The 24,070-nt window shown below is 47.9% G+C and carries 23 protein-coding genes, 6 tRNA genes and 1 other annotated feature; of the genes, 12 read left to right on the top strand and 17 right to left on the bottom strand.

Annotated elements, in window-relative coordinates; all coding sequences use genetic code 11:
• Positions 1 to 683: S-formylglutathione hydrolase (gene fghA / locus B3850_RS04815; RefSeq protein WP_286911456.1), on the bottom strand; the 683-nt coding region annotated here is incomplete at its 3' end.
• 11 nt (positions 684 to 694) lie between these two features.
• Positions 695 to 1,813, bottom strand: coding sequence for an S-(hydroxymethyl)glutathione dehydrogenase/class III alcohol dehydrogenase (locus tag B3850_RS04810; protein ID WP_053952542.1), 1,119 nt, complete (start codon positions 1,811 to 1,813; stop codon positions 695 to 697).
• Positions 1,814 to 1,944: 131 nt separating this feature from the next.
• On the opposite strand from B3850_RS04810, the gene B3850_RS04805 reads away from it, so the two are divergent.
• A complete protein-coding gene (locus B3850_RS04805) occupies positions 1,945 to 2,814 on the top strand; it encodes a LysR family transcriptional regulator (protein ID WP_286872622.1) in 870 nt (289 codons plus the stop codon).
• 15 nt (positions 2,815 to 2,829) lie between these two features.
• Here the strand turns inward: B3850_RS04805 and B3850_RS04800 are convergent.
• Positions 2,830 to 2,905: transfer RNA gene (locus B3850_RS04800), tRNA-Val, on the bottom strand.
• Positions 2,906 to 2,941: 36 nt separating this feature from the next.
• Positions 2,942 to 3,017 (bottom strand) — tRNA-Val (locus tag B3850_RS04795).
• A gap of 192 nt (positions 3,018 to 3,209) precedes the next feature.
• Between B3850_RS04795 and gltX the strand changes: the two genes are divergently transcribed.
• The 6 genes from gltX to B3850_RS04765 all read left to right on the top strand — a co-directional run bounded on the left by gltX (position 3,210) and on the right by B3850_RS04765 (position 5,861).
• Positions 3,210 to 4,616 carry a glutamate--tRNA ligase gene (gene gltX, locus B3850_RS04790; RefSeq protein ID WP_053952540.1) on the top strand — a complete coding sequence of 469 codons (1,407 nt, stop codon included), beginning with the start codon at positions 3,210 to 3,212 and terminating at the stop codon, positions 4,614 to 4,616.
• Positions 4,617 to 4,646: 30 nt separating this feature from the next.
• Positions 4,647 to 5,303 (top strand): carbonate dehydratase, encoded by a 657-nt coding sequence (gene can, locus B3850_RS04785; RefSeq protein WP_286872613.1) that lies wholly within the window; start codon positions 4,647 to 4,649, stop codon positions 5,301 to 5,303.
• A gap of 135 nt (positions 5,304 to 5,438) precedes the next feature.
• A tRNA-Ala gene (locus tag B3850_RS04780) sits at positions 5,439 to 5,514 on the top strand.
• A 47-nt stretch (positions 5,515 to 5,561) separates the two neighbouring features.
• Positions 5,562 to 5,637: transfer RNA gene (locus tag B3850_RS04775), tRNA-Glu, on the top strand.
• A gap of 31 nt (positions 5,638 to 5,668) precedes the next feature.
• Positions 5,669 to 5,744: transfer RNA gene (locus tag B3850_RS04770), tRNA-Glu, on the top strand.
• 41 nt (positions 5,745 to 5,785) lie between these two features.
• Positions 5,786 to 5,861: transfer RNA gene (locus B3850_RS04765), tRNA-Glu, on the top strand.
• A gap of 48 nt (positions 5,862 to 5,909) precedes the next feature.
• Here B3850_RS04765 and B3850_RS04760 read toward each other — a convergent pair.
• Positions 5,910 to 6,527, bottom strand: a complete 618-nt coding sequence (locus B3850_RS04760) for an arylesterase (RefSeq protein ID WP_053952538.1) — start codon at positions 6,525 to 6,527, stop codon at positions 5,910 to 5,912.
• A 3-nt stretch (positions 6,528 to 6,530) separates the two neighbouring features.
• Between B3850_RS04760 and B3850_RS04755 the strand changes: the two genes are divergently transcribed.
• The 4 genes from B3850_RS04755 (at position 6,531) to B3850_RS04740 (ending at position 11,101) form a co-directional block, all read left to right on the top strand.
• Positions 6,531 to 7,211 carry an ABC transporter ATP-binding protein gene (locus B3850_RS04755; protein ID WP_058578779.1) on the top strand — a complete coding sequence of 227 codons (681 nt, stop codon included), beginning with the start codon at positions 6,531 to 6,533 and terminating at the stop codon, positions 7,209 to 7,211.
• Positions 7,201 to 9,705 carry an ABC transporter permease gene (locus B3850_RS04750; protein ID WP_286874325.1) on the top strand — a complete coding sequence of 835 codons (2,505 nt, stop codon included), beginning with the start codon at positions 7,201 to 7,203 and terminating at the stop codon, positions 9,703 to 9,705. Before B3850_RS04755 ends, B3850_RS04750 begins: the two co-directional genes overlap by 11 nt.
• A gap of 33 nt (positions 9,706 to 9,738) precedes the next feature.
• On the top strand, positions 9,739 to 10,629 hold the full coding sequence (locus B3850_RS04745) for a TIGR01777 family oxidoreductase (RefSeq protein ID WP_286911455.1): 891 nt from the start codon (positions 9,739 to 9,741) through the stop codon (positions 10,627 to 10,629).
• A 64-nt stretch (positions 10,630 to 10,693) separates the two neighbouring features.
• On the top strand, positions 10,694 to 11,101 hold the full coding sequence (locus B3850_RS04740) for a septal ring lytic transglycosylase RlpA family protein (RefSeq protein ID WP_286874331.1): 408 nt from the start codon (positions 10,694 to 10,696) through the stop codon (positions 11,099 to 11,101).
• Positions 11,102 to 11,126: 25 nt separating this feature from the next.
• Here the strand turns inward: B3850_RS04740 and B3850_RS04735 are convergent, their stop codons facing one another.
• Complete coding sequence (locus tag B3850_RS04735) at positions 11,127 to 11,741, bottom strand: thiol:disulfide interchange protein DsbA/DsbL (RefSeq protein ID WP_286911454.1); 615 nt, start codon at positions 11,739 to 11,741, stop codon at positions 11,127 to 11,129.
• Positions 11,742 to 11,868: 127 nt separating this feature from the next.
• Here B3850_RS04735 and B3850_RS04730 point away from each other — a divergent pair, with 127 nt between their 5' ends.
• Complete coding sequence (locus tag B3850_RS04730) at positions 11,869 to 13,176, top strand: methyl-accepting chemotaxis protein (protein WP_286911453.1); 1,308 nt, start codon at positions 11,869 to 11,871, stop codon at positions 13,174 to 13,176.
• A gap of 6 nt (positions 13,177 to 13,182) precedes the next feature.
• Here B3850_RS04730 and B3850_RS04725 read toward each other — a convergent pair whose 3' ends face one another.
• From B3850_RS04725 to B3850_RS04675, 11 genes are all read right to left on the bottom strand, one after another.
• Positions 13,183 to 14,307 carry a DSD1 family PLP-dependent enzyme gene (locus tag B3850_RS04725; protein WP_286911452.1) on the bottom strand — a complete coding sequence of 375 codons (1,125 nt, stop codon included), beginning with the start codon at positions 14,305 to 14,307 and terminating at the stop codon, positions 13,183 to 13,185.
• Positions 14,308 to 14,323: 16 nt separating this feature from the next.
• Positions 14,324 to 15,286 (bottom strand): threo-3-hydroxy-L-aspartate ammonia-lyase, encoded by a 963-nt coding sequence (locus B3850_RS04720; protein ID WP_286874341.1) that lies wholly within the window; start codon positions 15,284 to 15,286, stop codon positions 14,324 to 14,326.
• 131 nt (positions 15,287 to 15,417) lie between these two features.
• Entirely contained in the window at positions 15,418 to 16,266 is an 849-nt protein-coding gene (locus B3850_RS04715; RefSeq protein ID WP_286874343.1) for an alpha/beta fold hydrolase, read from the bottom strand.
• A 20-nt stretch (positions 16,267 to 16,286) separates the two neighbouring features.
• Positions 16,287 to 16,589, bottom strand: coding sequence for a YciI family protein (locus B3850_RS04710; RefSeq protein ID WP_053952530.1), 303 nt, complete (start codon positions 16,587 to 16,589; stop codon positions 16,287 to 16,289).
• Positions 16,589 to 17,131, bottom strand: coding sequence for an inner membrane-spanning protein YciB (locus tag B3850_RS04705; RefSeq protein WP_053952529.1), 543 nt, complete (start codon positions 17,129 to 17,131; stop codon positions 16,589 to 16,591). The genes B3850_RS04710 and B3850_RS04705 overlap by 1 nt, the downstream gene beginning before the upstream one ends.
• A gap of 26 nt (positions 17,132 to 17,157) precedes the next feature.
• Positions 17,158 to 17,967, bottom strand: coding sequence for a tryptophan synthase subunit alpha (gene trpA / locus B3850_RS04700; RefSeq protein WP_286911451.1), 810 nt, complete (start codon positions 17,965 to 17,967; stop codon positions 17,158 to 17,160).
• Entirely contained in the window at positions 17,967 to 19,178 is a 1,212-nt protein-coding gene (trpB, locus tag B3850_RS04695) for a tryptophan synthase subunit beta (RefSeq protein ID WP_286911449.1), read from the bottom strand. Before trpB ends, trpA begins: the two co-directional genes overlap by 1 nt.
• Entirely contained in the window at positions 19,175 to 20,626 is a 1,452-nt protein-coding gene (gene trpCF, locus B3850_RS04690) for a bifunctional indole-3-glycerol-phosphate synthase TrpC/phosphoribosylanthranilate isomerase TrpF (protein ID WP_286874350.1), read from the bottom strand. Before trpCF ends, trpB begins: the two co-directional genes overlap by 4 nt.
• The gene (gene trpD / locus B3850_RS04685; protein ID WP_286874352.1) at positions 20,619 to 21,632 is read right to left on the bottom strand and encodes an anthranilate phosphoribosyltransferase; all 1,014 of its coding nucleotides are present in this window, start codon (positions 21,630 to 21,632) and stop codon (positions 20,619 to 20,621) included. The genes trpCF and trpD overlap by 8 nt, the downstream gene beginning before the upstream one ends.
• Entirely contained in the window at positions 21,629 to 22,261 is a 633-nt protein-coding gene (locus B3850_RS04680) for an anthranilate synthase component II (RefSeq protein WP_286874354.1), read from the bottom strand. The genes trpD and B3850_RS04680 overlap by 4 nt, the downstream gene beginning before the upstream one ends.
• Positions 22,258 to 23,901 carry an anthranilate synthase component 1 gene (locus tag B3850_RS04675; RefSeq protein ID WP_286911448.1) on the bottom strand — a complete coding sequence of 548 codons (1,644 nt, stop codon included), beginning with the start codon at positions 23,899 to 23,901 and terminating at the stop codon, positions 22,258 to 22,260. The genes B3850_RS04680 and B3850_RS04675 overlap by 4 nt, the downstream gene beginning before the upstream one ends.
• 52 nt (positions 23,902 to 23,953) lie before the next feature.
• Positions 23,954 to 24,058, bottom strand: a sequence feature (Trp leader region).
• Positions 24,059 to 24,070: the final 12 nt, after the last annotated feature.

Here is a 24,070-nt window from a genome sequence, read left to right as displayed (position 1 = left end):
TCTTCTAAAAATCCGTCAGCTAAGCCCTGATCAACTCGAATTGGAAGTGTCTGACCTTTAGATTTGATGATCTCAACAGCGTCGTATTGCTTCCATTGTTCGCGATCATCGCCTAAATACGCGCTAAAGGCTTTTTCACCCCAGGGGCATTGTGTTGGGTTGGTAATCGGCGAGAATGCAGAAATGCTGGTGTAGCGGTCGCTGTTACGTAAGCCAATAACTAAAGCCCCGTGTCCGCCCATGGAATGACCTGCAATAGCGCGCTTGTCATTAACTGGCAGTTCCGCTTCGACCAATTCCGGCAGCTCTTTCACAATGTAGTCGTACATTTGATAATTCGACTTCCACGGCTCTTCAGTTGCGTTGACGTAAAAGCCTGCACCTAAACCTAAGTCGTAAGCGCCGTCTGCATCGTCGGCTACATCGTCTCCACGCGGGCTGGTATCAGGAATAATTAAGGCAATACCCAGCTCTGTGGCCACTCGCTGCGCACCGGCTTTGGTGGAAAAGTTTTCGTCAGTGCAGGTTAAGCCCGATAAAAAGTAGACCGCCGGAACCTCTGTTTTCTCTGCGCGTAATGGCAAAAAGACACTGAACTGCATAGTGCAGTTCAGTACTTCAGAGTCATGTTCAAAGCGCAGCTGACGACCGCCAAAACAGCGGGTTTCGCTAACTTGTTTCATCACTGGCTCCATTAATAATGAATGACTGAGCGAATCGACTTACCTTCGTGCATTAGGTCGAACGCTTTATTAATGTCTTCTAACGGCATGGTATGGGTAATAAAGGTATCCAAATCAAACTTACCGTCCATGTATTGTTTAACATAGTCAGGTAGTTCGGTACGGCCTTTAACGCCGCCAAAGGCGCTGCCACGCCATACGCGACCAGTAACCAGCTGGAACGGACGGGTAGAAATTTCTTCACCGGCTCCGGCAACACCAATAATGACGGATTCGCCCCAGCCTTTGTGGCAGCACTCTAACGCGGCGCGCATAACGTCAACGTTACCAATGCACTCGAACGAAAAGTCTACGCCGCCGTCAGTCATGTCGACAATGACTTCCTGAATAGGCTTGTCGTGCTTGGTTGGGTTGACGAAGTCGGTTGCGCCTAGCTCTTTGGCTATTGTTTGTTTTTCGTCGTTTACATCAATGGCAATAATGCGGGAAGCTTTAGCTTGTACGGCACCAATGATAACCGCCAGACCAATACCACCAAGGCCAAATACCGCAACCGTGTCGCCTTCCTGCACTTTGGCGGTGTTTTTAACCGCGCCCATGCCAGTGGTGACACCACAGCCAAGCAGGCACACCTTTTCAAGCGGTGCTTCTTTGGGAATTTTCGCCAGTGAAATCTCTGGTAGAACGGTGTATTCAGAGAAAGTCGACGTTCCCATGTAGTGATAAATGGTCTCGCCGTCTTTTGAGAAGCGGCTGGTACCGTCCGGCATTAAACCTTTACCCTGAGTAGCACGAACCGCCTGGCACAGGTTGGTTTTACCCGAGGTACAGAACTTACATTCACCACATTCTGCGGTGTATAAAGGAATAACATGGTCACCGACTTCAACTGAGGTAACGCCTTCGCCGACAGATTCAACAATACCGCCGCCTTCGTGGCCTAATACGGAAGGAAAAATGCCTTCAGGGTCTTTACCTGACAAAGTGTAAGCGTCGGTGTGGCAGACACCGGTGGCAATAATACGAACGCGAACTTCGCCTTTTTTCGGTGGTGCAACGTCAATTGTTTCTTCTTTCAGTGGTTCGCCCGGACCCCAGGCGACCATAGCGCGTGACTTAATTGTTTCCATGATGCTTCCTTTTCCTCTTAGATAGTTAATTTAATTACGTAAAAGCATAGCTTAAGTTTAACTTTTTCTCATAAGCAGGTAATCTTATGTTTATACAAATTACTTTTTCATAAATGCAATAATAGGTTGATATGAAAGCTTGGCAGGGAATTAGTGAGTTTGCCGCTGTCGCTGAACGGCAGAGCTTTACCGCAGCAGCGCAAGAGTTAGGGCTGTCTGTCGCACAGGTCAGTCGGAATATAGCTGCGCTGGAGAGTCGACTGCATATGCAACTGCTTTACCGGTCGACCCGCAGTGTCAGCTTAACAGAAGAAGGGAAGCTATACTTGCCGCATTGCCAGCATTTAGTCGCCAGCCTGAGAGATGCCGATCAGGCCATTCAGCAGCGCACACAGCAACCTCAGGGGCTTATTAGAATTACTGCGCCTGTATATTATGGTGAACGTTTTATAGCCCCGATTTTAAATGACTTTCTGCAAGTTTATGAAGACTGTCGCCTCGATTTGCAACTGACGAATGATCAGGTTGACCTGATTGAAGGCAGTTATGACGTGGCTATTCGACTTGGACAGTTAGGCAACCCAAGGCTAAGAGCGCGCAAGCTTGGTAGCCGACGTCATTATGTCGTGGGTTCTCCGAGCTACTTTGAACGTGTTGGTGAGCCTAATAGTATTAATGATCTTGATGCGCACAATTGCTTTACCGGTACCGTCAAACAATGGCGGTTTGAGGTGGACGGGCGCTCAGAAACTTACCGGCCAGAGCTTTATTTGCATTGTAACAACGGCTTGGCGCTTAGAGATGCCGCGATAAAAGGCTTAGGCCTGGCGATGTTACCGGATTATTACGTCACAGATGCCTTGGCAAGTGGTCAGCTTAAAGAAGTATTACCCGATTATAGGCAAGCGGATGACGGTATTTGGGCATTGTACCCGGAAAACAGACAGGTTATTCCCAAAGTTAGGGTGCTTTTAGATTATTTACTGGAAAATTTGAAGTAACTGGGAGTAAAAAAATGGTGGTTGCTACTGGGCTCGAACCAGTGACCCTCGCCTTGTAAGGGCGATGCTCTCCCAACTGAGCTAAGCAACCATCCTGAAGGTCTGCAACTAAGGGGAAGAAGAGAAGTGGTGGTTGCTACTGGGCTTGAACCAGTGACCCTCGCCTTGTAAGGGCGATGCTCTCCCAACTGAGCTAAGCAACCATTCTCACTGTGACACTTCTGCGTCGTTGCGAGGAGGCATTATAGGGATCAGATGAAAACTGTCAAATAAAAATTGCGAACTTTGTATCGTTTGCTGACATTTTAATCATTTCGATTAGCAGATGCGCTGAGCGCTCAGTCTTGATAAACTTGCCGCCATTATTTTGACCGGTTTAACAGAAAGGAAGAAACATGAGTGTGGTAACGCGTTTTGCTCCCAGTCCAACAGGTTATTTGCATGTCGGTGGTGCTCGTACGGCTTTATATTCTTGGTTAGTTGCTAAGGCGCAGGGTGGCGAGTTCGTATTACGTATTGAGGACACAGACCGTGAGCGCTCAACACAGCCTGCTATTGATGCCATTTTAGAGGGCATGGAATGGCTGGGCTTAAGCTGGGATCGCGGACCATACTACCAGACTCAGCGTTTTGACCGCTATAAAGAACTTATTGATAAGCTTCTGGAAGAAGACAAAGCCTATAAATGCTATTGCTCGGCTGAGCGTTTAGAGAAAATGCGTGAAGAGCAAATGGCAGCGGGAGAAAAGCCTCGTTACGACGGACATTGCCGTGACAACCCGAATGTTGGCGGTGATAAATACGTTATTCGCTTTCGTAACCCGCAAGAGGGCAGTGTGGTTTTCGATGATCACATTCGTGGCCGTATTGAATTCGCTAATACCGAGCTGGATGATTTGATCATTGCCCGTACTGACGGTACACCGACCTATAACTTCTGTGTGGTGGTTGATGACTGGGACATGGACATTACGCACGTTGTTCGCGGTGAAGACCACATTAACAACACACCGCGCCAGATTAATATCTTAAAAGCCTTGGGCGCGCCCGTACCTCAGTACGCTCATGTGTCGATGATTCTTGGTGACGACGGTAAGAAGTTATCGAAACGTCATGGTGCAGTCAGCGTTATGCAGTATCGCGATGACGGTTATGTGCCGGAAGCGGTTGTTAACTATTTGGCGCGTTTAGGTTGGTCTCATGGTGACCAGGAAATATTCAGCCGCGAAGAGCTGGTTGAGTACTTTAAGCTGGATGACGTTAACAAAGCAGCGTCAGCGTTTAATACCGAAAAGCTTAATTGGTTAAATCAGCACTACATGAAAACGTTACCGGCGGAAAAAGTTGCTCCGCAGTTGCAATGGCAGTTTGACCAAATAAGTGTGGACACAAGCAATGGTCCAGCGCTAGAGAAAGTTGTGTCGTTGCAGGCTGATAGGGTAAAAACCTTAAAAGAAATGGCTGCCATTAGCCGTTACTTCTTTGAGTCGGTTGAAGAGTTTGATGAGAAAGCAGCGAAAAAGCATTTACGTCCGGTAGCGAAAGAGCCTTTATTAAAGGCAAAAGAACTGCTTGGAGCAGTGAACGACTGGAATGCTGATAATATCCAAGCCGCTATTAATCAAACCGCTGCTGACCTGGATGTGGGTATGGGCAAAGTAGGTATGCCTTTAAGGGTAGCTGCTACCGGTGGAGGTAACTCTCCTTCGTTAGGTGAAACCCTTGAATTAATACCCCAAAAAACCGTTTTGGCGCGAATTGACCTTGCTTTAGAATTTATAGCTAAGCGTGAGAGCGCTTAATAGAGCGTTAAAACGACCTTAGGATACATCATGCCAGACATTAAGCACTTGATTGAGAACAACAAAGCGTGGGCGGAAGAGCAGGTTCAGAACGATCCTGACTTTTTTAAGCGCTTGGTAGGGCAGCAGGCGCCGGAGTATTTGTGGATAGGCTGCTCCGATAGTCGAGTGCCTGCCAACCAGATTGTTGGTATGGACCCTGGTGAGTTATTCGTACACAGAAATGTGGCAAACCAAGTCATTCAGACAGATTTTAACTGTTTGTCTGTGATTCAGTTTGCGATAGAAACTCTCAAAGTACGTCATGTATTGGTAGTGGGTCATTATGGCTGTGGTGGCGTCAAAGCCGCCATGGAGTCAAAACCTCATGGTTTGGTTGACCACTGGTTGTATCCTATCCGCGACGTTTATCGTGAGCATGTCGATGAAATTGCGGCTCTGGAAGAGTCGCAAAAAGTTGATCGTCTGTGTGAACTCAACGTTATTGAACAAGTGAAAAACCTCGCCAAGACAAACGTGGTTCAGGAAGCGTGGGACCGCGGTCAACCGCTGACTTTACACGGTTGGGTGTATCGTTTGGATAATGGTTTAGTGAATGACATGAATGTTTCTGTTTCCAGTCGGGAAGGGTTGGAGCAGGTGTATCATGTTTATCACCAAAAACTGCCGGACGGCCTGAAAAAATAGTTTTTGATGAATAACTGAGCGAATTGCCATAAAAATCGTCAAACGGTCGCATTTTTTCAAAAAATAGTTGACACATTAGCTCAGGTCGAAATAGAATGCGCCCCGCTGTCAAGGCAGTCTGTGATTGCCAGGTGCGGGGCTATAGCTCAGCTGGGAGAGCGCTTGCATGGCATGCAAGAGGTCAGCGGTTCGATCCCGCTTAGCTCCACCAAGTTGTTTTCGGTAGAGCGCCGACAGTAGTTAAAAGTATTTGGTTGCGTCCCCTTCGTCTAGAGGCCTAGGACACCGCCCTTTCACGGCGGTAACAGGGGTTCGAATCCCCTAGGGGACGCCATTCAAATACAGTGATGCAAAGTGATTATTGCGTCCCCTTCGTCTAGAGGCCTAGGACACCGCCCTTTCACGGCGGTAACAGGGGTTCGAATCCCCTAGGGGACGCCATCTCTTTTAAGAGAATCACAGCTCACACCAAACAGTCCAGGGTCCCCTTCGTCTAGAGGCCTAGGACACCGCCCTTTCACGGCGGTAACAGGGGTTCGAATCCCCTAGGGGACGCCATTTTTAAGGACAACACACCAACCGCCCGCAGGCGGTTTTTTTGTGCCTTTATTTTGCTAATTCCAATAAGTAGGGCTCTAAAAAGTCAGCAATTTTGGGCTGCGCTTCAGCGGTTGGGTGAATGCCATCGTTCTGCACATTATCTGGATTGGTCGCTATCTGCTCCATAAAAAAGGGCACTAATTTAACCCCTTCTTCTTCTGCAACCTCTTTAAATACCTGGCGAAACTGTTCAGCAAACCTCTGGCCATAATTCGGTGGCACCATAACCTGACTCAATGCCACTTTAACGCCTTGTTGCTGCGCTTTATCGATCATTTGTTTTAAGTTTGAACGAACTGTGTTGAGGTCAAAGCCTCTAAGTCCATCGTTACCACCTAATTCAATAAATAATGCATCGGGTTGGTGACGCTCTAAAACGCTTTCTAAGCGGCTTAAGCCACCACGAGTGGTTTCGCCACTAATACTGGCGTTTATGATGTTAATATCGGGGTGAGAGCTGTTCCACCGGCGGTCGAGTTCGGCCACCCAGGTTTGCTCCTGTGAAAGGCCGTAACCAGCGCTTAGGCTGTCACCTAAAACGACAAGTGAGACATTTGCGGAAACACTGCGTATAACTAACAACAGTGATAAAAATAGACACGTTTTCAAAAGGAAGTTTTTCATTTTATGCTCATTCAAGCTCAACAACTGGAAAAAACCGTAGACACCTCTGAGGGTCCATTACAGATTTTGCAGCCAATTAACGTCAGTATCAATGCTGGCGAGACTGTTGCCATTGTCGGCGCGTCAGGCTCCGGTAAATCAACGTTATTGTCGCTGCTTGCGGGGTTAGACCTCGCATCCTCCGGAGAGGTTCTTATAGAGAACGAAAAATTAAGCGAATTGGATGAGGAGCAGCGCGCGAAAGTTCGTGCTGACAAAGTTGGCTTTATTTTTCAGTCGTTCCTATTGGTGCCAAGTTTAAGTGCTCTGGAAAACGTCATGCTACCGGCTGAACTGGCCGGTCATAAAGGCGCAGAGAAGGAAGCCCGCGAACTATTAGCCAAAGTTGGGCTGGAAGATCGCTGGCACCATTACCCGAACCAGCTGTCAGGTGGTGAGCAGCAACGTGTTGCCATTGCGCGGGCATTTGTCGGCCAGCCGAAAATTCTGTTTGCAGATGAACCTACCGGTAACCTTGATGCAAAAACCGGTGGTAAGGTCGAAGAATTATTATTCGACCTCAACAAAGACTACGGCACAACGCTGATTATGGTGACACACGATCAGCAGCTGGCGAAGCGCTGCCAGCGCGTGTTGCAAATGGAAGCAGGGCAGTTATCGGAGGCAGCACAGGATGTGGCATAAAATTTCGTTTCGTTTGCTAAAGCAGGAGCTGAAACGAGGTGAGCTGACAATTATGGCGCTGGCAATTATTTTGTCGGTGACCGCCGTATTGTCTCTTTCTATATTCAGTGATCGCTTACAAGCCGGGCTCACCGAGCGCAGCAGTGAATTTTTAGCGGCTGATCGTGTATTGAGCTCTCGCCGTGATATACCTCAGGAATGGCTAGACCAAGCCGGACAAATGGAGCTGCAAACTGCCTGGAAAGTCGTGTTTAACTCCATGGCGTTTTCTGGCGAAAACATGACCTTGGTCGATGTCAAAGCTGTCAGCGACGGTTACCCGTTACGGGGTGAGCTCGAAATCGCAGACCAGCCGTTTGGACAAGGTTACGTGGCTGAAGGACTGCCTGCTGCTGGCGAGGCTTGGGTGGCATCACAGCTGTTTCAGGCTTTACAGCTGGATATTGGTGACTCCATTGAAGTGGGTAACAGCAGTTTTAAAGTGACTAAAGTCGTCACTTACGAGCCCGATGTCGGTTTCTCGGTCTTTACTGACAGCCCAAATGTCATTATTCGCCATTCTCAACTAGAAGAAACGGGGCTCATTCAACCTGGTAGCCGAGTTCGCTTTAATGTATTAATGGCCGGCGAACCTGGGGCTATTGACGCGTACGAATACTGGCTGTTACCTCGACTCAATGACGACACGCATAGCTGGCGCAGTATTGAAGATGGTGATAGCCCGTTGTCACGTTCATTAAACCGTGCTGAGCGCTTCATGATGTTGGCGAGCTTATTGGGCGTGGTGTTAGCCGCTACCGCTGTTGCTGTGGCTGCGCAACGTTATTGCCAGCGAAACTACGATGTCGTTGCCATTTTCAAAACGCTGGGCGCAGACAAAAAGCAGATTCGCCGTATCTTTTTACTTCACTTGCTACTGCTTACAGCCGCCAGTGTGGCGGTAGGTATGGCGCTTGGCTGGGCCATTCAATATGTGGTTATTGAATGGGTTGCACAGAAATTGGATGCGACCTTACCTCAAGCCGGATGGCAGCCTTACGCATTAGCCGGAGCGACCGGTGTTATCAGTGCGGTTATGTTTACCCTGTACCCATTGTTTAGGCTAGTCTCGATTCCTCCTTTGCGTGTATTGCATCGTCAGTTAACGGCGGGTAACGCCATTCGTTGGCTGCAGTGGGTATTAAGCGGAGGCACCATTTATGCCTTGTTGGTAATTTACAGTCAGCAGTGGTGGCTATCGACGGCCTTGTTTGCCGGTGGCGCTGTTGCTGCTGTTATCTTACTGGGACTAGGACGCTTATTCATATCTGCGAGTCGCAAAGCGGGTATGCAAGCAGGCAGCAGCTGGCGCCTCGCAATGGCTGGCCTGCAACGTCGGGCAGCGCAAAATAGTGTACAAATGTTGAGCTTTTCAACGGCGATTATGTTGCTGTTATTAGTCATTGTTTTGCGCAACGACTTACTGGAAGACTGGAAACGGCAGTTGCCAGCAGACGCTCCGAACTACTTTGCCATTAATATTGCCCAGGACAATGTGGATGATATGCAGGCAATGTTCGAGCGCGAAAATATTCCGTCGACTGATTTGTACCCGATAGTTCCTGGTCGCTTAACTCACATTAATGGTGAAAAGCTGCGAGATGAAGTCACCAAGGAAGAGCGTGATGAAGACGAAGCAGAAGGACGTGAAGGTATTGGTCGAGAGCTGTCACTGACTTGGCGCGATAGCTTACCACCAAACAACGAGTTAACCGCCGGTGAGTGGTGGGGAGAAGACGCCAAACCTCAGGTCTCTGTCGAATTGAATGTATCGGAGCGACTGGATATTAAAGTGGGTGATGAACTACGCTTTAACTTAGGTGGCGAAGTCTTCACGGTGCCGGTAACCAGTTTGCGAAAAGCCGACTGGAATACCTTACAGCCTAACTTTTACATGATATTCAATACGTCGACACTAGAAGACTTTCCGGCGACTTATATCACCAGCTTCAGACTTGGTGAGGAGCGTAAAAGCGAACTCTATGAGCTCTTTAAACCTTTCCCACAAACGTCGTTGATTGATCTGGACGCTATGATTGATCAGATACGAGAAGTCATTGGGCAGGTGAGCTTAGCCATTGTGTTCGTACTGGTGCTTGTAATTATTGCTGGTGCGTTAGTGCTAGTGGCGCAAGTACAGGCCAGCATGGAAGAGCGCCAGAAAGAGCTAGTGATTCTGCGCACGTTAGGCGCGCCCGGTAAGTTATTAAGTCGCAGTATTACCTATGAATTCCTGGTGTTAGGGGCTATTAGTGGGTTAATAGCCACGTTGGCGATGGAAATATCCTTGTTCATATTGCAAAACCAGGTGTTTAACATGACGCCGGTAATTCATTGGAAACTATGGCTTGTAGGACCGCTTTGCGGAGCCTTGACTGTGGCTATTTTAGGTCGTTTGTCATGTTATCGCCTAATTAAACGCAATACAGCGCAACTTATTCGCAAGCTCGCGTAAGTTTGCGCCAGAGATCGACTCAGGAGGTGACCGATGAATATTTTGATGACGGGAGGTACTGGCCTAATTGGCTCCGCGTTTATTCGCACGTACCAAAGTGAGCACAAGTTTACGGTCACCACGCGCAACAAAGATCGTGCCCGAAAATTATTGGGCGACGATGTCACTTTATTGTCCTTGGTCGACGAGGTGGCGGATATTGGTCGATTTGACGCTGTTATTAACTTGCAGGGGGAAGGCATTGCCGATAAGCGATGGAGTGACTCTCGCAAGCAAGCGTTGAAGGACAGCCGCTGGCAAGTCACCGAAAAACTCGCAGCCTTAATTAATGGTTCAAAAACACCACCCCCAGTATTTTTGAGTGGCTCTGCAATTGGTTATTACGGTCCGCGAGACTCCTCGCCGGTAAACGAAGAGGGCAAGCCCGAGCATACGGATTTTGCAGTGACGCTATGTCAGGAGTGGGAGCGCAGGGCTTTAGCGGCTGAAAAGGCCACTCGCGTTGTTTTACTTCGCACAGGCGTCGTGCTGGCAAAAGGTGAAGGTGCGTTAGCGAAAATGCTGCCGCCTTATAAATTCGGTTTAGGCGGACCTTTAGGTGAAGGTAAGCAAATGATGTCCTGGATACAGCTTGAGGACATGATTCGGGCACTACAGTACTTGTTAGAACACGATAATTTATCAGGCCCCGTGAACATGACCGCTCCGGGCCCTGTTGCCAATGAAGCTTTTAGCCGGACTTTGGCGTCGGTACTGAATAAACCGCACTTTATGAGAGTGCCTGCATTTGTGCTTAAACTTGGTTTGGGGGAAATGTCTTCGATGCTACTTGAGGGGCAAGCTGTGGTACCGGACAAACTGCGCAATCATGGTTTTGAGTTTAAGTATCCGACGGTGCGCGAAGCTTTTCAGGTGAGTGTGTAAATCTTTACGGGGTCTTTTTATTTCCTTAACGGACACTGCTTTCGGAACTCAGTAAGATTAAGGAATGAAAACAAAAAACACACACTCCGTTAAAAAACTCATGTTCGGCGCCAGTTTATTGATACTGGTGCTGAGTGGTTGTAGCTCAATTCCGGCGAAGAGTCCCGGTAACTTAGTTGGTAAACAAGAGTCCGGAAAGGCGTCTTATTACGCGATGAAGTACCAATTCAGAACCACAGCCAGCGGTGAGCGGTATAACCACTTCGCAGACACCGCCGCTCACAGAACGTTGCCATTTGGTACCAAAGTTCGAGTCACCAATATCGCTAACAACAAAAGCGTCGTGGTCAAAATTAACGACCGTGGACCTTTTATTGACGGCCGGATTATCGACTTATCGCGCTCCGCGTTTGGCGAAATCGCTGATTTGGACGTCGGTATTATTGAAGTGACTACTGAAGTTGTTGAGTAACCCTATTTTAGGTTTCTCTGGTCGTTTATTTTTTCATTAGCTGCCCAATGGCGAGTTTTAAATCACCTATAAGATCATCGCTGTCGCGGAATCCATTGATCAGAATTTTGTATTTGCCATTTACTATTAGCGTTGGTGTGCCGGTAATGTTTTTATCGCGGGCGTCTTTGTCCATTTGTCTTGCGCGGGCCTTAACTGAAAAGCTGTTATAGCCACGCTCAAAGTCTTTTTCAGAAACTCCTGCTTGAACAAAAATGTCTTTGAGCTTGTCCTGTGTGTCAATGGACTGACGTTGCCCGAATTGTTGCTTAAAAATGCTTTCGCTAATGGCCTGCTCTTTGTTCAACATTAAGGCAAGTGCATATGCTTGGGTCATTTTCTTGCCCATGCCTGGTTTAGGACTTAAGCCTGAGGTATGTGACTTTTTGAAAGCACTGGGGTAAGTCGATGCCAATTCTTTTGCGATAGGTTCAAAACGATAACAGGCTATGCAATAAAATGAGAAATATTCAATAATTTCAGGTTCAGATGTAGCTTTAGTATCGACAACTTCGAAATGCTCATTCTCGATGAGTTCTTTTGCTTGTGCTGTTGTTGCCATTAAGGTGACAAAAAGCACTACCATAGTCCGCAAGAACATAATTTTTCCTACTTAGTAGCTTTTATTTACTAACTTCAATAATTTTACTTTAGTTTACCCAAGATGTTCCGATGTTACTACTATGTTAACTGTATGTTAGTGCTCTATTTTGGATGGGTTCGTTTATATGTTCAAACTATGGAAAAACGAAAACTCAGACTCTCTCTTAGCAGGTGAGAAAGAGAACAGTATCGAGTCTTTGATACTTGAAGCTATCAGAAGCAATGTCGCTTTCGTTGTGTTTAGTCCTGATGGAGACATATTGGAAGCGAATCAGCATTTTTTGGATGCGGTTGGCTATTCGGAAGATGAGTTGATAGGGAAACATCACAGCCAACTTTGCCCTGACTCTATTAGTAAAAGTCTCGAGTATCAGTCTTTCTGGTCTGATTTATCAGGTGGGAGAGCCTTGTCGGGAGAAGTCGAAAGATTAAAAAAGGATGGCTCGCCTATTTGGTTTAATGCTTCCTACTTTCCCGTTAAAGATAATGACGGTGTGACAGTTAGGGTGGTTAAAATAGCTGCAGACGTTACCGATAAACATATTAATTTAGAGCAGAAATCCGCGCTTATATCGTCGCTTAATAACTCAATGGCTGAGATTGAATTCTCACCCGATGGATATATTGAATTTGCCAATAGCAACTTTCTTAATGTTGTGGGTTATAGCTTAGATGAGGTGGTTGGTAAGCATCATAAAATATTCTGTTTTGATGATTTTTATAATGAAAATCCTAATTTTTGGGAGAGGCTACAGTCCGGTGAGTTTTTTGTTGGCCGTTTTGAGCGAAAAACGAAATCAGGTGAACAGGTTTGGTTAGAGGCAACTTATAACCCAATTGTTGGTGTTGACGGCAAAGTCCAGAAAGTGATCAAGTTCGCATCGGATATTACCGAGCGCGTGAAGGTCGTTAAAAATGTCACGGAAGAGGCGGACTCTACATTAAGTGAAACGGAGAAAGTTTCTTCAAACTCAAAAGACCGATTAAAACATACGACGGAATCAACAAAGCGTTTAGGAGAATCTGTTGAACGTATAAGACAGTTGTCAGAGCGCTTAAGTGATCAGTCATCTGGCATTCAAGACATTGTTTCTGTTATTAACGGAATTGCGGGTCAAACTAATTTATTAGCGCTTAACGCTGCAATAGAAGCGGCTAGAGCGGGCGAGTCAGGCCGAGGCTTTGCCGTTGTAGCCGATGAAGTAAGAGAGTTAGCCGCTCGAACGACAGAATCAACGACAAAAATCGAAGATGTTGTCGCTGAAAATTCAGAATTAATTACCGAAATTGAAACTACAGTGGCAACGGTATCTAAACTATCGACCGATAACGAGAGCGAAGTTTTAGATGTTACAACAAGCTTTGATGAATTGAGCGCTAAGCTTAATCAGTTTGCAGATTTGATTAAGCGCTTAAATGACATCGTTGAGTAGTGTTTTTCACCAACCCATAATCCGTTGCCAAGTGTTATGTGAACCATCACTCATCAGTATATGGTAAAGCGGATGCATGGCGGCGGTTGCACAGGCGTGGTTGGGCAATATGCGCAATTGCGAGCCAACGGGAAAGTCTTCTGGTTGGTAAGCTTCGGTTAATTCGATAACGCCGTGCTCTTGCGATGTGCTGTTAACGCACAATTCAGTTAAAACAGAGCCGTCTTGTCTACAGACTTGTCCGTAGCCAAAATCCTGACTTTGACTGGCAGTACCGCGATCTCGGGAAAGAGCCATCCAACCGCTGTCTGTCAGTACCCAGCCTTTTTCTTTATTGTGCCCGATAACGGTTGTCACTACCGACATGGCGATGTCAGAAAAGTCGCACACACCAATATTTTTCATGACTAAATCGAACGTCGTGTAAACGCCGGCACGCACTTCGGTAATTTCACTAAAGTCTTCGCCATAATGCGCAGTTGGTGTTGAACCGACGCTGGTTATTGAACAATGAATGTTAGACGCTTCCAATCGGCTTTTAGCGCTGCGAACCGCATCACACTCTCGCTTAGCGAATGCTTTTAAAGCGTCTGCGGTATTACAACCGTATGAGCCACCGGCATGGGTCATAAGTCCGGTAAAGTGTCGACCAAGTTGCTGTGCAATATCAATAAGCTCAGGCGCTTCGGGCTTAATACCGCCACGGTGATCATCACTGTCTATTTCAATGAAAACAGAAAAGTCCTGTTGGTGTTTTTGTGCAAAGTCACTCACTGCCTTTGCCTGCGCCATATTATCGAGCAGTATATGAAGGTTAATACCGCGCTTACGTAGTTGAGCGACGCGTTCCAATTTTGCCGGTGCAATGCCTACGGCGTAAAGTAAGTCGGTGTAGCCAGCGTTTGCGTAGGCTTCAGCTTCTGCCAGTGTTGACACTGTGGCTGGCCTGGTTTTGTCCGCGAGTAAGTAATCGGCGGCCTCTAACGTGCGCAATGTCTTCAGATGAGGACGTAGGTGACCTCCCAGTGATTCAACCCGGTTTTTCAAATGCGCGATATTGCGCTTTAGAATGGCTTCATCAATCAGCAAATATGGTGTATCAAGGGTATCTATCCACTGAGGTACTGTCATTTAATCCTCCGACTTTTTAAGAGCTTAATAGTTCTGCATAGCGGCTTATGTCGACATTGCCACCGCTAATGATAACGCCAACTCGTTTGCCTCGAAGCTCATCTTTAAGCTGCTCCACAGCGGCGAAGCCGAGACATCCCGTCGGTTCAACAACCATCTTCATTCGCTCGGCGAAAAAGCGCATGGATTCAACTAAGCTTGAGTCGCTGACGGTTAGAATATCATCGACATTATTTTGAATAATAGGGAAGGTATATTCGCCCAAATACTGTGTTTGAGCGCCATCAGCAATGGTTTTGGGCGTTTCAATACGGACAATTTCCCCTTTACAGAACGACTGTTGGCCGTCGTTTCCGGCTTCGGGCTCGACACCATAAACTTTGCAGTCAGGTGCGAAGTGGCGCGCCGCTAACGCACAGCCGGACAGCAATCCGCCGCCACCTAGACACACAAATAGAGCGTCAAGCTCTTCGACTTCCTCAAACAGCTCTTTTGCGGCAGTGCCTTGCCCTGACAAAATGTGCGGATGGTCGTAAGGCGGTATGAGCGTATAACCGTGCTTCTCAGCAAGCGCTCTGCCTATTTCTTCGCGATTTTCGGTATAGCGGTCATAGTGAATAACGTCGGCACCATACCCGCGGGTCGCGTTCACTTTCGCGACGGGGGCGTCTTCGGGCATGATAATGGTCGCTTTAATACCAAGCAACTGAGCCGCTAAGGCTATCGCTTGTGCGTGATTCCCCGAGGAAAATGCAATGACACCGGCTTTCTTCTGAGCGTCATTAAACTGCAGCAGTGCATTCATGGCGCCGCGAAACTTAAACGCGCCCATGCGTTGGAAGTTTTCACATTTAAAAAAGAGCTCAGCGCCCAATTTTTCATTCGCTGTACGCGACGTTAGCACCGGCGTCTTATGAGCGTATGGACGGATGCGTTCAGCGGCAGCAGCCACTTCTTCATAACTGGGTAGTGACAGCAAAACTCCTCCTTTTAAAGCACGTGCCAAAAGCCATAAAGCAAACCGGGAACAACCGCTAAAATCATGTAAGCGGCGTATTTGTAACGCTTGGCTTTAAATGTCTCTATTTATATATCCTCAAGACAAAGACTTTAGTTGACCTGTAGGGCGTCTAGCAAGCTTTTACGCCAGAGAGACTCTTTAAACCGACTGCGGAAGAAGTTGAAGTGACCAATACCCTCACTGCTTGCCATGTCAGGGGTTAAGTCAGTTAACGATTTTTCGGCGTTCGGGTAGTGACTTAACAACGCCTCAATATTTGATCGCTGAAGTAATTCATCGTCGGTAATATGGAACGCACGAATGGGCGCGCTGAAGTCATCGTAGCGCGCTTTTTGTTCGTCAGTAATGTTATCGAATAAGTAGTTTTTGCTGCGGCACCAACGACTCCATTGCTTCATGGCTGGTGCCGGCATATCTCCCACCATGTTCAGGCGCTTACCCGGAAAATAACCTGCTATGGGGGTACTGATTGGCACCGCAAAATACCATAGTAGCCAGGATGTCCAACGAACTTGTTTGCTGGCTTTTAACCAATAACCAGTGCCGCTGGCAATTGTCACCATTTGGTCGATGCAGTCACTGTTAGGTGCCAGGGCAACTATCTGACCCCCCAAGCTGTGAGCCAGCCAAATGAGCGGTTCATTTTGCTGGCAGGACTGGGCATAGTCGAGCACGGTTTTAATATCCAGCTCGGCCCATTCAATAATGTCAGACTTTATCTGCTTTAACGGCTTGTCTACGGACTGACCAATACCGTAATAGTCGAAGGTAATGACCCGATAACCCTGTTCGCTCAGCCAGCGTGCTATGGGTTGGTAAAAGCGTTGCTTCACACCAAGAGCGGCAGCGATAACAATAGTTGCTCTGGCTTCTGCCTCTGGCTCAAATTTAATGCAATGAAGGTAGCGGTTGTTATCGGTTAGCTCGATACTTTTCATGTTTGTCGGCATAGTGACAATTAATTGGGGAGCACGGCATTGAAGGGTTTTACCGTCGCTTTTTTGTAAACCCCGGCTTCCCAGTATGGATCGTCATTTGCCCATTGCTCAGCGTCTTGCAGAGTGTCGAACTCAGCAATAACCACAGAGCCAGTATAACCCAGTACGCCCGGGTCAAGTTCGGCTATGGCAGGGCATGGACCCGCAACCAGCAAACGTCCGTCGTTTTGTAATGCCTTTAGACGCTCAAGATGAGCAGGGCGGGCTCGCTTGCGCGCTTCCAGTGAGTCCGGGTGATCTTCTGCAAAAATAACGAACCACATTATTGAGTGTTCTCCTCATCTTCTGCGTATTTGTTTATATAAATTTCAGTACCTAAAATAAACAAAAATGTTGCAATCAGAATCCCGAAGACTTTGAAGTTCACCCATACTTCCTGACTCAAAAATTCAGCAATGTAGAGGTTAATAGCTGCAAGGAAAAGGCAGTAAACAATCCAGGAATAGGTTAACCGAATCCATACAAAATTTGGTAATTCGATGTTCTGCCCTCTAATTGACTGGATAGGGTTTTTCTTTTTCAGTAGTAAGCTGCCTGCCAGAAAAAGTGCTATAGCAGCGTAAATAACTGATACTTTCATTTTTATGAACCAGTCATCATGCAGAAGCAGAGTCAGTGAACCGAAACCAATTACGACTAGGGGTAAAACCCAATGTCGGGTTGTCATAGGATGCTTAATTAGTTTCAACCCAATAAACTGGACCACAGTCCCTGCCATTAAAACACCGGTTGCGACATAAATGTCAGCCATTTTGTAGAATACAAAAAAGGCGATAATCGGTATATATTCTAATAACAGGGCCATCTACTACTCCGGTGTTTCGTTTTTCTTTATTTCAGCGATGTAGCGGCTTTCATGCTTTGCGTAAAAGCTTTTAAGTCCGCAAGTTGTTGCGTGTTATTGTCGAGGTTTTTCTCAATAAGCGCAACCACAGCTGAGCCGCTAATGGCACCGTTTGCTCCTGCAGCCAAAGCCTTTTGCACATGCTCAGGTTGCGATATGCCAAAGCCGAGCAAAATGGGGGGCGCCCCGGCGTTTTTCAATTTATCGATAAGCTCTGAGGCGGGCGCTTGCATTTGTGTCTCTGCGCCGGTAACTCCTGAGCGACTCAATAAATACACATAGCCCGAGCATTCCGTTGCAATGGTTTGCAGTAGGGCATCGCTGGCGTCAGGCGGTGCAATGAACACAGCGTCTATACCAATGTCTTTTGCAATTTCCGCAAATCGCTTAGCTTCTTTGGTAGGAACATCCGCAATAAGTACTGAATCGACACCAACATCTTTCATTTGCTGATAAAACTCACGAACACCCTTGGCGTAAATTAAGTTCGCATAAACGAGTAAACCTATGGGTATTTGTGGTGAATAGTCGCGAACAGCTTTTAAAATCTTCAAAATATCACTAAAGTTAGTGCCTGCATCCAGTGCGCGTAAGTTGGCACGCTGAATCACTGGTCCGTCGGCGACAGGATCGGAAAATGGCAAACCTAACTCCAGCGCGTCAGCGCCACCGTCAATGAGTGCCTTTATAACTTCAAGGCTTTGCTCAGGTGTTGGGTCACCAAGCGTAACAAAAGGAACAAAAGCGCCTTGATTATTGGCTTTTAAATTAGCAAAACAGTCTTTGTAACGGCTCATTATTGCTGTCCCTCCGAGGCTTTTTCCTGGGCATTAAAAATACGACGAACATGATCAATGTCTTTGTCACCACGCCCCGATAAATTAATAAGCAGAATTTCAGGAGCGTCAGGCTCTGCGGCGCGTTTTAATGCATAAGCTAATGCATGAGCTGACTCCAGCGCTGGAATAATGCCTTCATGACGCGACAATAGCTTAAATGCCTCCAGCGCTTCCTCATCAGTAACGGACTCGTAGCGCGCGCGACCAATAGCTTTTAAGTGTGCGTGCTGCGGACCAACACCCGGGTAGTCGAGGCCGGCTGAAACCGAATACGATTCTTCAATTTGGCCTTCGGTGTCCTGCATTAAGAACGACAGGCAACCGTGCAAAATACCCGGTTTGCCGGCGGTAAGCGTCGCACCGTGATGAGAGGTTTCGACCCCTTTACCAGCAGGCTCGACACCGACTAAATCAACACCTTCTTCGTCAATGAAGTCCGCAAACATTCCAATAGCATTGGAGCCACCACCAACGCAGGCAATGACTTCGTCGGGTAAACGTCCTGCCTGCTCCTTAATTTGAGCTTTAGCCTCTTCACCAATCATGCGATGGAACTCGCGCACAATGGTTGGGAAAGGGTGTGCACCCGCCGCTGTTCCTAACAAATAATGAGTATTAGGGTAGCTGGCCGTCCAGTCGCGCAAGGCTTCGTTAACTGCATCTTTCAGGGTACCGCTGCCGGTATCGACGGGAATAACCGTTGCCCCCATAAGCTCCATGCGAAAGACATTGGGTTGCTGGCGCTCGGCGTCCTTTTTACCCATGTAAATAATGCACTCTAAATCGAGCAGGGCGCAGGCAAGGGCCGTTGCCGTACCGTGCTGACCGGCACCGGTTTCCGCAATAATACGTGTTTTACCCATGCGCTTAGCCAGTAATGCCTGTCCCAGCACCTGGTTGGTTTTGTGGGCTCCGCCGTGAAGTAAGTCTTCACGTTTTAAATAAATTTTGGTGTTGTTTGAGCTCTCCAGCGGCAAATTACGGCATAGGCTCAGCGGTGTTGGTCTGCCAAGGTAGTTTTTCAGCAACCCCCGAAACTCCGCCTGAAACTCTTCGTCTTGCTGCGCGTCAATAAAAGCTTGCTCGAGCTGCTCAAGAGCCGGTAATAAGATTTCAGGAACAAACTGGCCGCCGAAATCGCCAAAATAAGCGGGTAATGACTGACTCATACAGCCTCCTGTTGAATGCGTTTAGAAACTTGTTGATCTGAAAATCGCCCATACTGGCGAATTTTCATGAATGTTTGCGATACTTTCTGGCTATTTTTAATGCCCGGCGTCCATTCCACACGAGAGTTCATATCGACACCGGCAAAGCCAAGTGTTATTGCCTCATCAATACTTTCAGGACCAATACCGCCTGCCAATAGGCAACGCTGACGCTGCCCGGACGTTAAGTTTTCTAATAATGACCAGTCAAATGTCTGGCCACTACCGCCTTTGCGGTTGTCCAGTACAAAGCCATCGACGGGTAAGTCAGGTAATTGGGTTGGTGTCTCAATAGCCAGTGCCTTCCATATTTTTACAGCACTAAGACCTTGTTCACGCAGTTGCTGGCGCAGTTGCACGATGTAATCGATGTCTTCGTGCCCGTGTAATTGAATCACTGACAACCCTGCCTCAGAAACGGTTTCAATCACTTTCTGCAAGGCGGTGTCGGCAAATATACCAACATAATTTAGGCCGTTGACTTCAGTTGTTATTTGCTGAGCGCTCTCGATAGTAATGCAACGAGCCGAATGTTCGACAAATATCAAACCGCCGTAGGCTGCACCTTGTGAGCGTGCGTTAATGGCATCTTCTGGGCGCGTTAAACCACAAACTTTGTTTTGCCCAAAAAGCAGCTCGCGACAGGCTAAATCGACATTGGGTTGTGCGCTCAAGGCACTGCCGACTAAAAAGCCATTAACGTAAGGAGCAACCCGGCGAATGTCTGCATGTGTTGAAAAGCCTGATTCCGCGACTAGCAGCGCACCCTGCGGTGCTAACGGTGCTAACTCCGCACTGCGGTTCGGGTCAATGCTTAAGTCGGTTAAATCGCGATGGTTAATACCAATAATACGGGCATCTAATTTAACCGCTCGCTGCATTTCTTCTTCGTTAGCAACCTCAGTCAGAACATCCATACTAAGTGAATCAGCGATATCGCGAAGCGCGGTGTATTGTTCGTCATTAAGCACTGACAACATCAGTAAAATGGCGTCCGCGCCAAAGTAGCGAGCACGGTAAACCTGCTCTTCGTCAATGAAAAAGTCTTTGCACAGTACTGGCTGAGTCACTTGCTGGCGAACGGCTGTCAGGTAGTCCAAGCGACCCTGGAAAAACTCCGGCTCTGTGAGAACCGAAATAGCAGCTGCGTAGGGTGCGTAGCTCTTTGCCAGCTCAGGAGCGTCAAAATTGGCACGAATGAGACCTTTTGACGGAGACGCCTTTTTGCACTCCAGAATAAAGCCTGCCTGCTCACCGTTCAATGCTTCATATAAGCTTCTGTCGCTGCGGCTTAGTTGAGGCTTTATCTCACTCAGTGGCATAAGCTCAGACTGGACTTTGTTTTGCTCAACTTTGCGATCAACAATGGTTTTTAGTACGTTTTTTTGCAGTGATATTGCATTAGACATGATACGTCTCCTGAGCGTCCTGAACACGGCGTAAGTGCAACAGCGCCTGCCCGGTATCTAAATGCTCAAGGGTCGCCGCTGTGGCCGCTTTCATATTGTCGTATTGTCCGCTTAAATACAGCAGGGCAGCAACATTCATGGCAACAGAGTGGCGCTGTGCAGGACTGCCTCCACCGGCCAAAATATCTTCGAGTATGCGAGCGTTAAAGTCAGCGTCCCCACCTTTTAATTCACTGAGCGGTGCCGATGGTACCCCGAAGTCAGCGGGCTCTACCTGATACTCGTTAAGCTCACCATCACGTAGTTCAATGATTCGGGTTGGTCCATGCAGAGCCAGTTCATCCAAACCACTGCCGTGGACAACCATAGCACGCTTCACACCTAACCTTTGCAGGGTTTCAGCCATTGGTTGTACCCATTCATCGCTGTACACGCCCAGAAGCTGTGCGTCAGGGCGCGCCGGGTTAACCAGTGGTCCAATTAAATTAAACAGAGTCCGTGTTTTTAAGGTTTGTCTTACCGGCATCGCGTGTTTAATACCCGGGTGATAGTGTGGCGCAAACAGAAAGCAAAAACCGTTATCTGCCAGTTGCGAAGAAGCGTCAGACGGGTCTAAGTTGACGCGCAGTTTTAACGACTCTAAAACGTCTGCAGACCCTGACCGCGAGGACACACTGCGGTTACCGTGTTTAGCAACCGCCAGTCCCATGCTGGCTGCTACCAAAGCGGCGGTGGTCGAGATATTCATAGTGTTACTGCCATCGCCGCCGGTACCACAGCTGTCAATAACGGTTGAATCCGGGCGAACAAAAGGCTTCGCTGCTGACAAAATAGCTTCAGCGGCACCGGCTAGTTCAGCCGGCGTTTCGCCACGCATTTTCATGGCAATCAGTGCGGCTGTGACTTGAGTATCGTTGAGCTCGCCTTTAATCAAGCGCTGGAAAAACTCACGGGTTTGACCTTGTGTCAGAGACTCACCGGACATCAGAGTTTGTATGGCCTTCATGGCTGTGCTCCTTCCAATAAATAATGAATGCTGTTACTGAGTAATTGTTTTCCCTTTGGCGTTAGCAACGACTCGGGGTGGAATTGAAAACCAATAGCGTCGCTATGGCCGTGACTATCAAGAAACTCTGCCGCCATGGGAATAGCACCTTCGGGACCGTTAATTTGCCCAATGACCTTTACGGTGTCCGGCAGGTCGTAACCACTTAACGAATGATAACGAGCGACAACACATTGGTTGTTGTCAGTAGCCTTGGTAAATACTTTATGCTGAATCGTGTCAACAACGGCGGTTTTACCGTGAACGATTTCGCCACAGGTATCGACTCGGCCACCCGCGTATTCAACCAATGCCTGAAAGCCCAGACAAATGCCCAGCATTGGAATACGACCGCTGCAAAAGCGAATAATCTCCATTAAATTACCGGCATTAGCGGGGTGACCCGGCCCCGGAGACAGACACACCAGTTGCTGTCCCTGATAATTGTCTAATTGTCTTATGACGTCTTCAGCAGCCAGCTGATTACGATAGACCACCAGCGGATAACCCAGTTGCCTTAGTTCATCGACCAGGTTGTAAGAAAACGAGTCGACGTTATCAATGAGTACAATACGAGTTGGTTGCGTCATGATTGCACTCCTTGTTGAACCGTGCTGTGTTGAAACGTATCCTCCTGAACTGAATGCGCCTGTTGAATCGCTAAAATAACGGCTTTGGCTTTACTTTCTGTTTCTGCAACTTCGCTGTCAGGGTTTGAATCGTGAACGACGCCGGCACCAGCCTGCACTATGGCTTCGCCGTTTTTAACGAACGCCGAGCGAATGACAATGCAGGTATCCATGTCGCCATTTCCGGCAAGATAACCAACGGCTCCGCCGTAACTACCGCGACGCTGCTTTTCTACCTGACGAATTAATGTCGCGGCGCTGACTTTGGGAGCGCCAACCAAGGTGCCCATATTCATGCAAGCCCGATAAGCGTGCAAAGCGTCGCAGTCGTCTCTTAATTTCGCTACCACGCGTGATACTAGGTGCATGACTTGCGAGTAACGGTCCACTTGCAGTAAATCGGCGACATAACGGCTGCCGGTTTCACTAATACGTGCGAGGTCGTTGCGGGCTAAGTCCACCAGCATTAAATGTTCAGCCAGCTCCTTTTGGTCGAGTCTTAATTCCAACTCCATACGGCTGTCTAAGTCGAGATTAATACTGCCGTCCGCATTTTTGCCGCGTGGGCGCGTACCGGCGATAGGATATAGCTCGACTTGGTTCGAATCTTTTTGGTACTTGAGTGCGGACTCAGGTGAAGCGCCAAACAGGCAGAAATCCGGGTGACTCATAAAAAACATATAAGGCGACGGATTGTTCTTCTTTAACTGATTGTAGGCAGCCAGAGGCTCCGGGCAGGGCATTTTAAACCGGCGCGACGGCACTACCTGGAAAATATCTCCAGCGACGATGTTCTTTTTCAGTTGGGTAACAATGGAAGCAAACTCGTCGGCCGAGGGTGTTGCGGTTACTGAGACATCAACCGGCAGTGGTTCCGGTGTTATTGCCGGTAACTGGCAGCGCGCCGCTAGTTCACCAACACGCTGACTCATGGCCTGGTAACGCTTATCATGGTCTTTGCCCCCAAACACACTGCCAAGCAGTTCGGTGGTTTGCGCTTGATGATCAATAATGAGTAGTGTTTCAGCTAAGTAAAAAACGTAATCAGGGCAGTCGTTCTCACCTTCTTCAACTTGTGGTAACGGCTCGTAGCTGGCAACAAAGTCATAGGCAAAGGCACCGCCAAGAAACACTGAAAATGGGTGCTTTTGAGCTGTGTCGTTTGCTTTCATTAATTGCTGCTGAAGAATGCGTAATGGCTCCATGTTGCTGATTTGACGCAAGCGGGAGTCTTCATCTACCGGCACGTCCCCTTGAGACGGGGCGGCAAGGGTGAAATCGGCGACTAAGCCATTACCGAGCGCAGTAATGGTTGCACAGCTTTCCAGTTTTTTCTGAATCCATGGAAGCAGGGCGTTACCATTATCTGTCAACGCCTGAATGGTCACTTGTTGCTCGTTACAGGTAAGCTGCAACGCGGCATCAATCAGCAATAAGCTTTTGACTTGTTGTTTGGTACCAATGTCAGCCGAATCAAGCAATAAATGAGCACCATTGGTTTGGCAGGTATTTTGGTAAACCTGCAGCGGCTCTGCTTGATAAGGCAGTGAGACTCTCAGTGTCTCCAAATTGCCGTCTTGTTCAGTTGTCAGGTTGTCCACCTCAGACCTCGTTTTCTCTTGTTGATTTTTAAACCTGCTCCAGTGAAACGGCAATAAAAAACCCGCTCAAAGGAGCGGGTTTCTCAAAGTGAAGCTATTTACGTTACACGCACAACTACACCACCCGCTCGTTCGGGAAGTGCCACCACCAATGTTGGGTTGTTGTACG

It is taken from the genome of Idiomarina sp. UBA4520 (assembly GCF_002388365.1).
Lineage (GTDB): Bacteria > Pseudomonadota > Gammaproteobacteria > Enterobacterales > Alteromonadaceae > Idiomarina > Idiomarina zobellii.
The sequence above is the reverse complement of the archived record's forward strand: the minus strand, read 5'-3'. Positions and strand labels throughout refer to the sequence as shown.

Coding starts and splice junctions, on each gene's coding strand:
- can (WP_286872613.1), top strand. CDS start 4,647: ATGCCAGACATTAAGCACTTGATTGAGAACAACAAAGCGTGGGCGGAA.
- B3850_RS04680 (WP_286874354.1), bottom strand. CDS start 22,261: ATGACGCAACCAACTCGTATTGTACTCATTGATAACGTCGACTCGTTT.
- trpCF (WP_286874350.1), bottom strand. CDS start 20,626: ATGTCTAATGCAATATCACTGCAAAAAAACGTACTAAAAACCATTGTT.
- trpD (WP_286874352.1), bottom strand. CDS start 21,632: ATGAAGGCCATACAAACTCTGATGTCCGGTGAGTCTCTGACACAAGGT.
- trpA (WP_286911451.1), bottom strand. CDS start 17,967: ATGAGCCGTTACAAAGACTGTTTTGCTAATTTAAAAGCCAATAATCAA.
- B3850_RS04760 (WP_053952538.1), bottom strand. CDS start 6,527: ATGAAAAACTTCCTTTTGAAAACGTGTCTATTTTTATCACTGTTGTTA.
- B3850_RS04810 (WP_053952542.1), bottom strand. CDS start 1,813: ATGGAAACAATTAAGTCACGCGCTATGGTCGCCTGGGGTCCGGGCGAA.
- B3850_RS04710 (WP_053952530.1), bottom strand. CDS start 16,589: ATGTGGTTCGTTATTTTTGCAGAAGATCACCCGGACTCACTGGAAGCG.
- B3850_RS04725 (WP_286911452.1), bottom strand. CDS start 14,307: ATGACAGTACCTCAGTGGATAGATACCCTTGATACACCATATTTGCTG.
- trpB (WP_286911449.1), bottom strand. CDS start 19,178: ATGAGTCAGTCATTACCCGCTTATTTTGGCGATTTCGGCGGCCAGTTT.
- B3850_RS04735 (WP_286911454.1), bottom strand. CDS start 11,741: ATGTTCTTGCGGACTATGGTAGTGCTTTTTGTCACCTTAATGGCAACA.
- B3850_RS04745 (WP_286911455.1), top strand. CDS start 9,739: ATGAATATTTTGATGACGGGAGGTACTGGCCTAATTGGCTCCGCGTTT.
- B3850_RS04715 (WP_286874343.1), bottom strand. CDS start 16,266: ATGAAAAGTATCGAGCTAACCGATAACAACCGCTACCTTCATTGCATT.
- B3850_RS04750 (WP_286874325.1), top strand. CDS start 7,201: ATGTGGCATAAAATTTCGTTTCGTTTGCTAAAGCAGGAGCTGAAACGA.
- B3850_RS04805 (WP_286872622.1), top strand. CDS start 1,945: ATGAAAGCTTGGCAGGGAATTAGTGAGTTTGCCGCTGTCGCTGAACGG.
- B3850_RS04755 (WP_058578779.1), top strand. CDS start 6,531: ATGCTCATTCAAGCTCAACAACTGGAAAAAACCGTAGACACCTCTGAG.
- B3850_RS04705 (WP_053952529.1), bottom strand. CDS start 17,131: ATGGCCCTGTTATTAGAATATATACCGATTATCGCCTTTTTTGTATTC.
- gltX (WP_053952540.1), top strand. CDS start 3,210: ATGAGTGTGGTAACGCGTTTTGCTCCCAGTCCAACAGGTTATTTGCAT.
- B3850_RS04740 (WP_286874331.1), top strand. CDS start 10,694: ATGAAAACAAAAAACACACACTCCGTTAAAAAACTCATGTTCGGCGCC.
- B3850_RS04730 (WP_286911453.1), top strand. CDS start 11,869: ATGTTCAAACTATGGAAAAACGAAAACTCAGACTCTCTCTTAGCAGGT.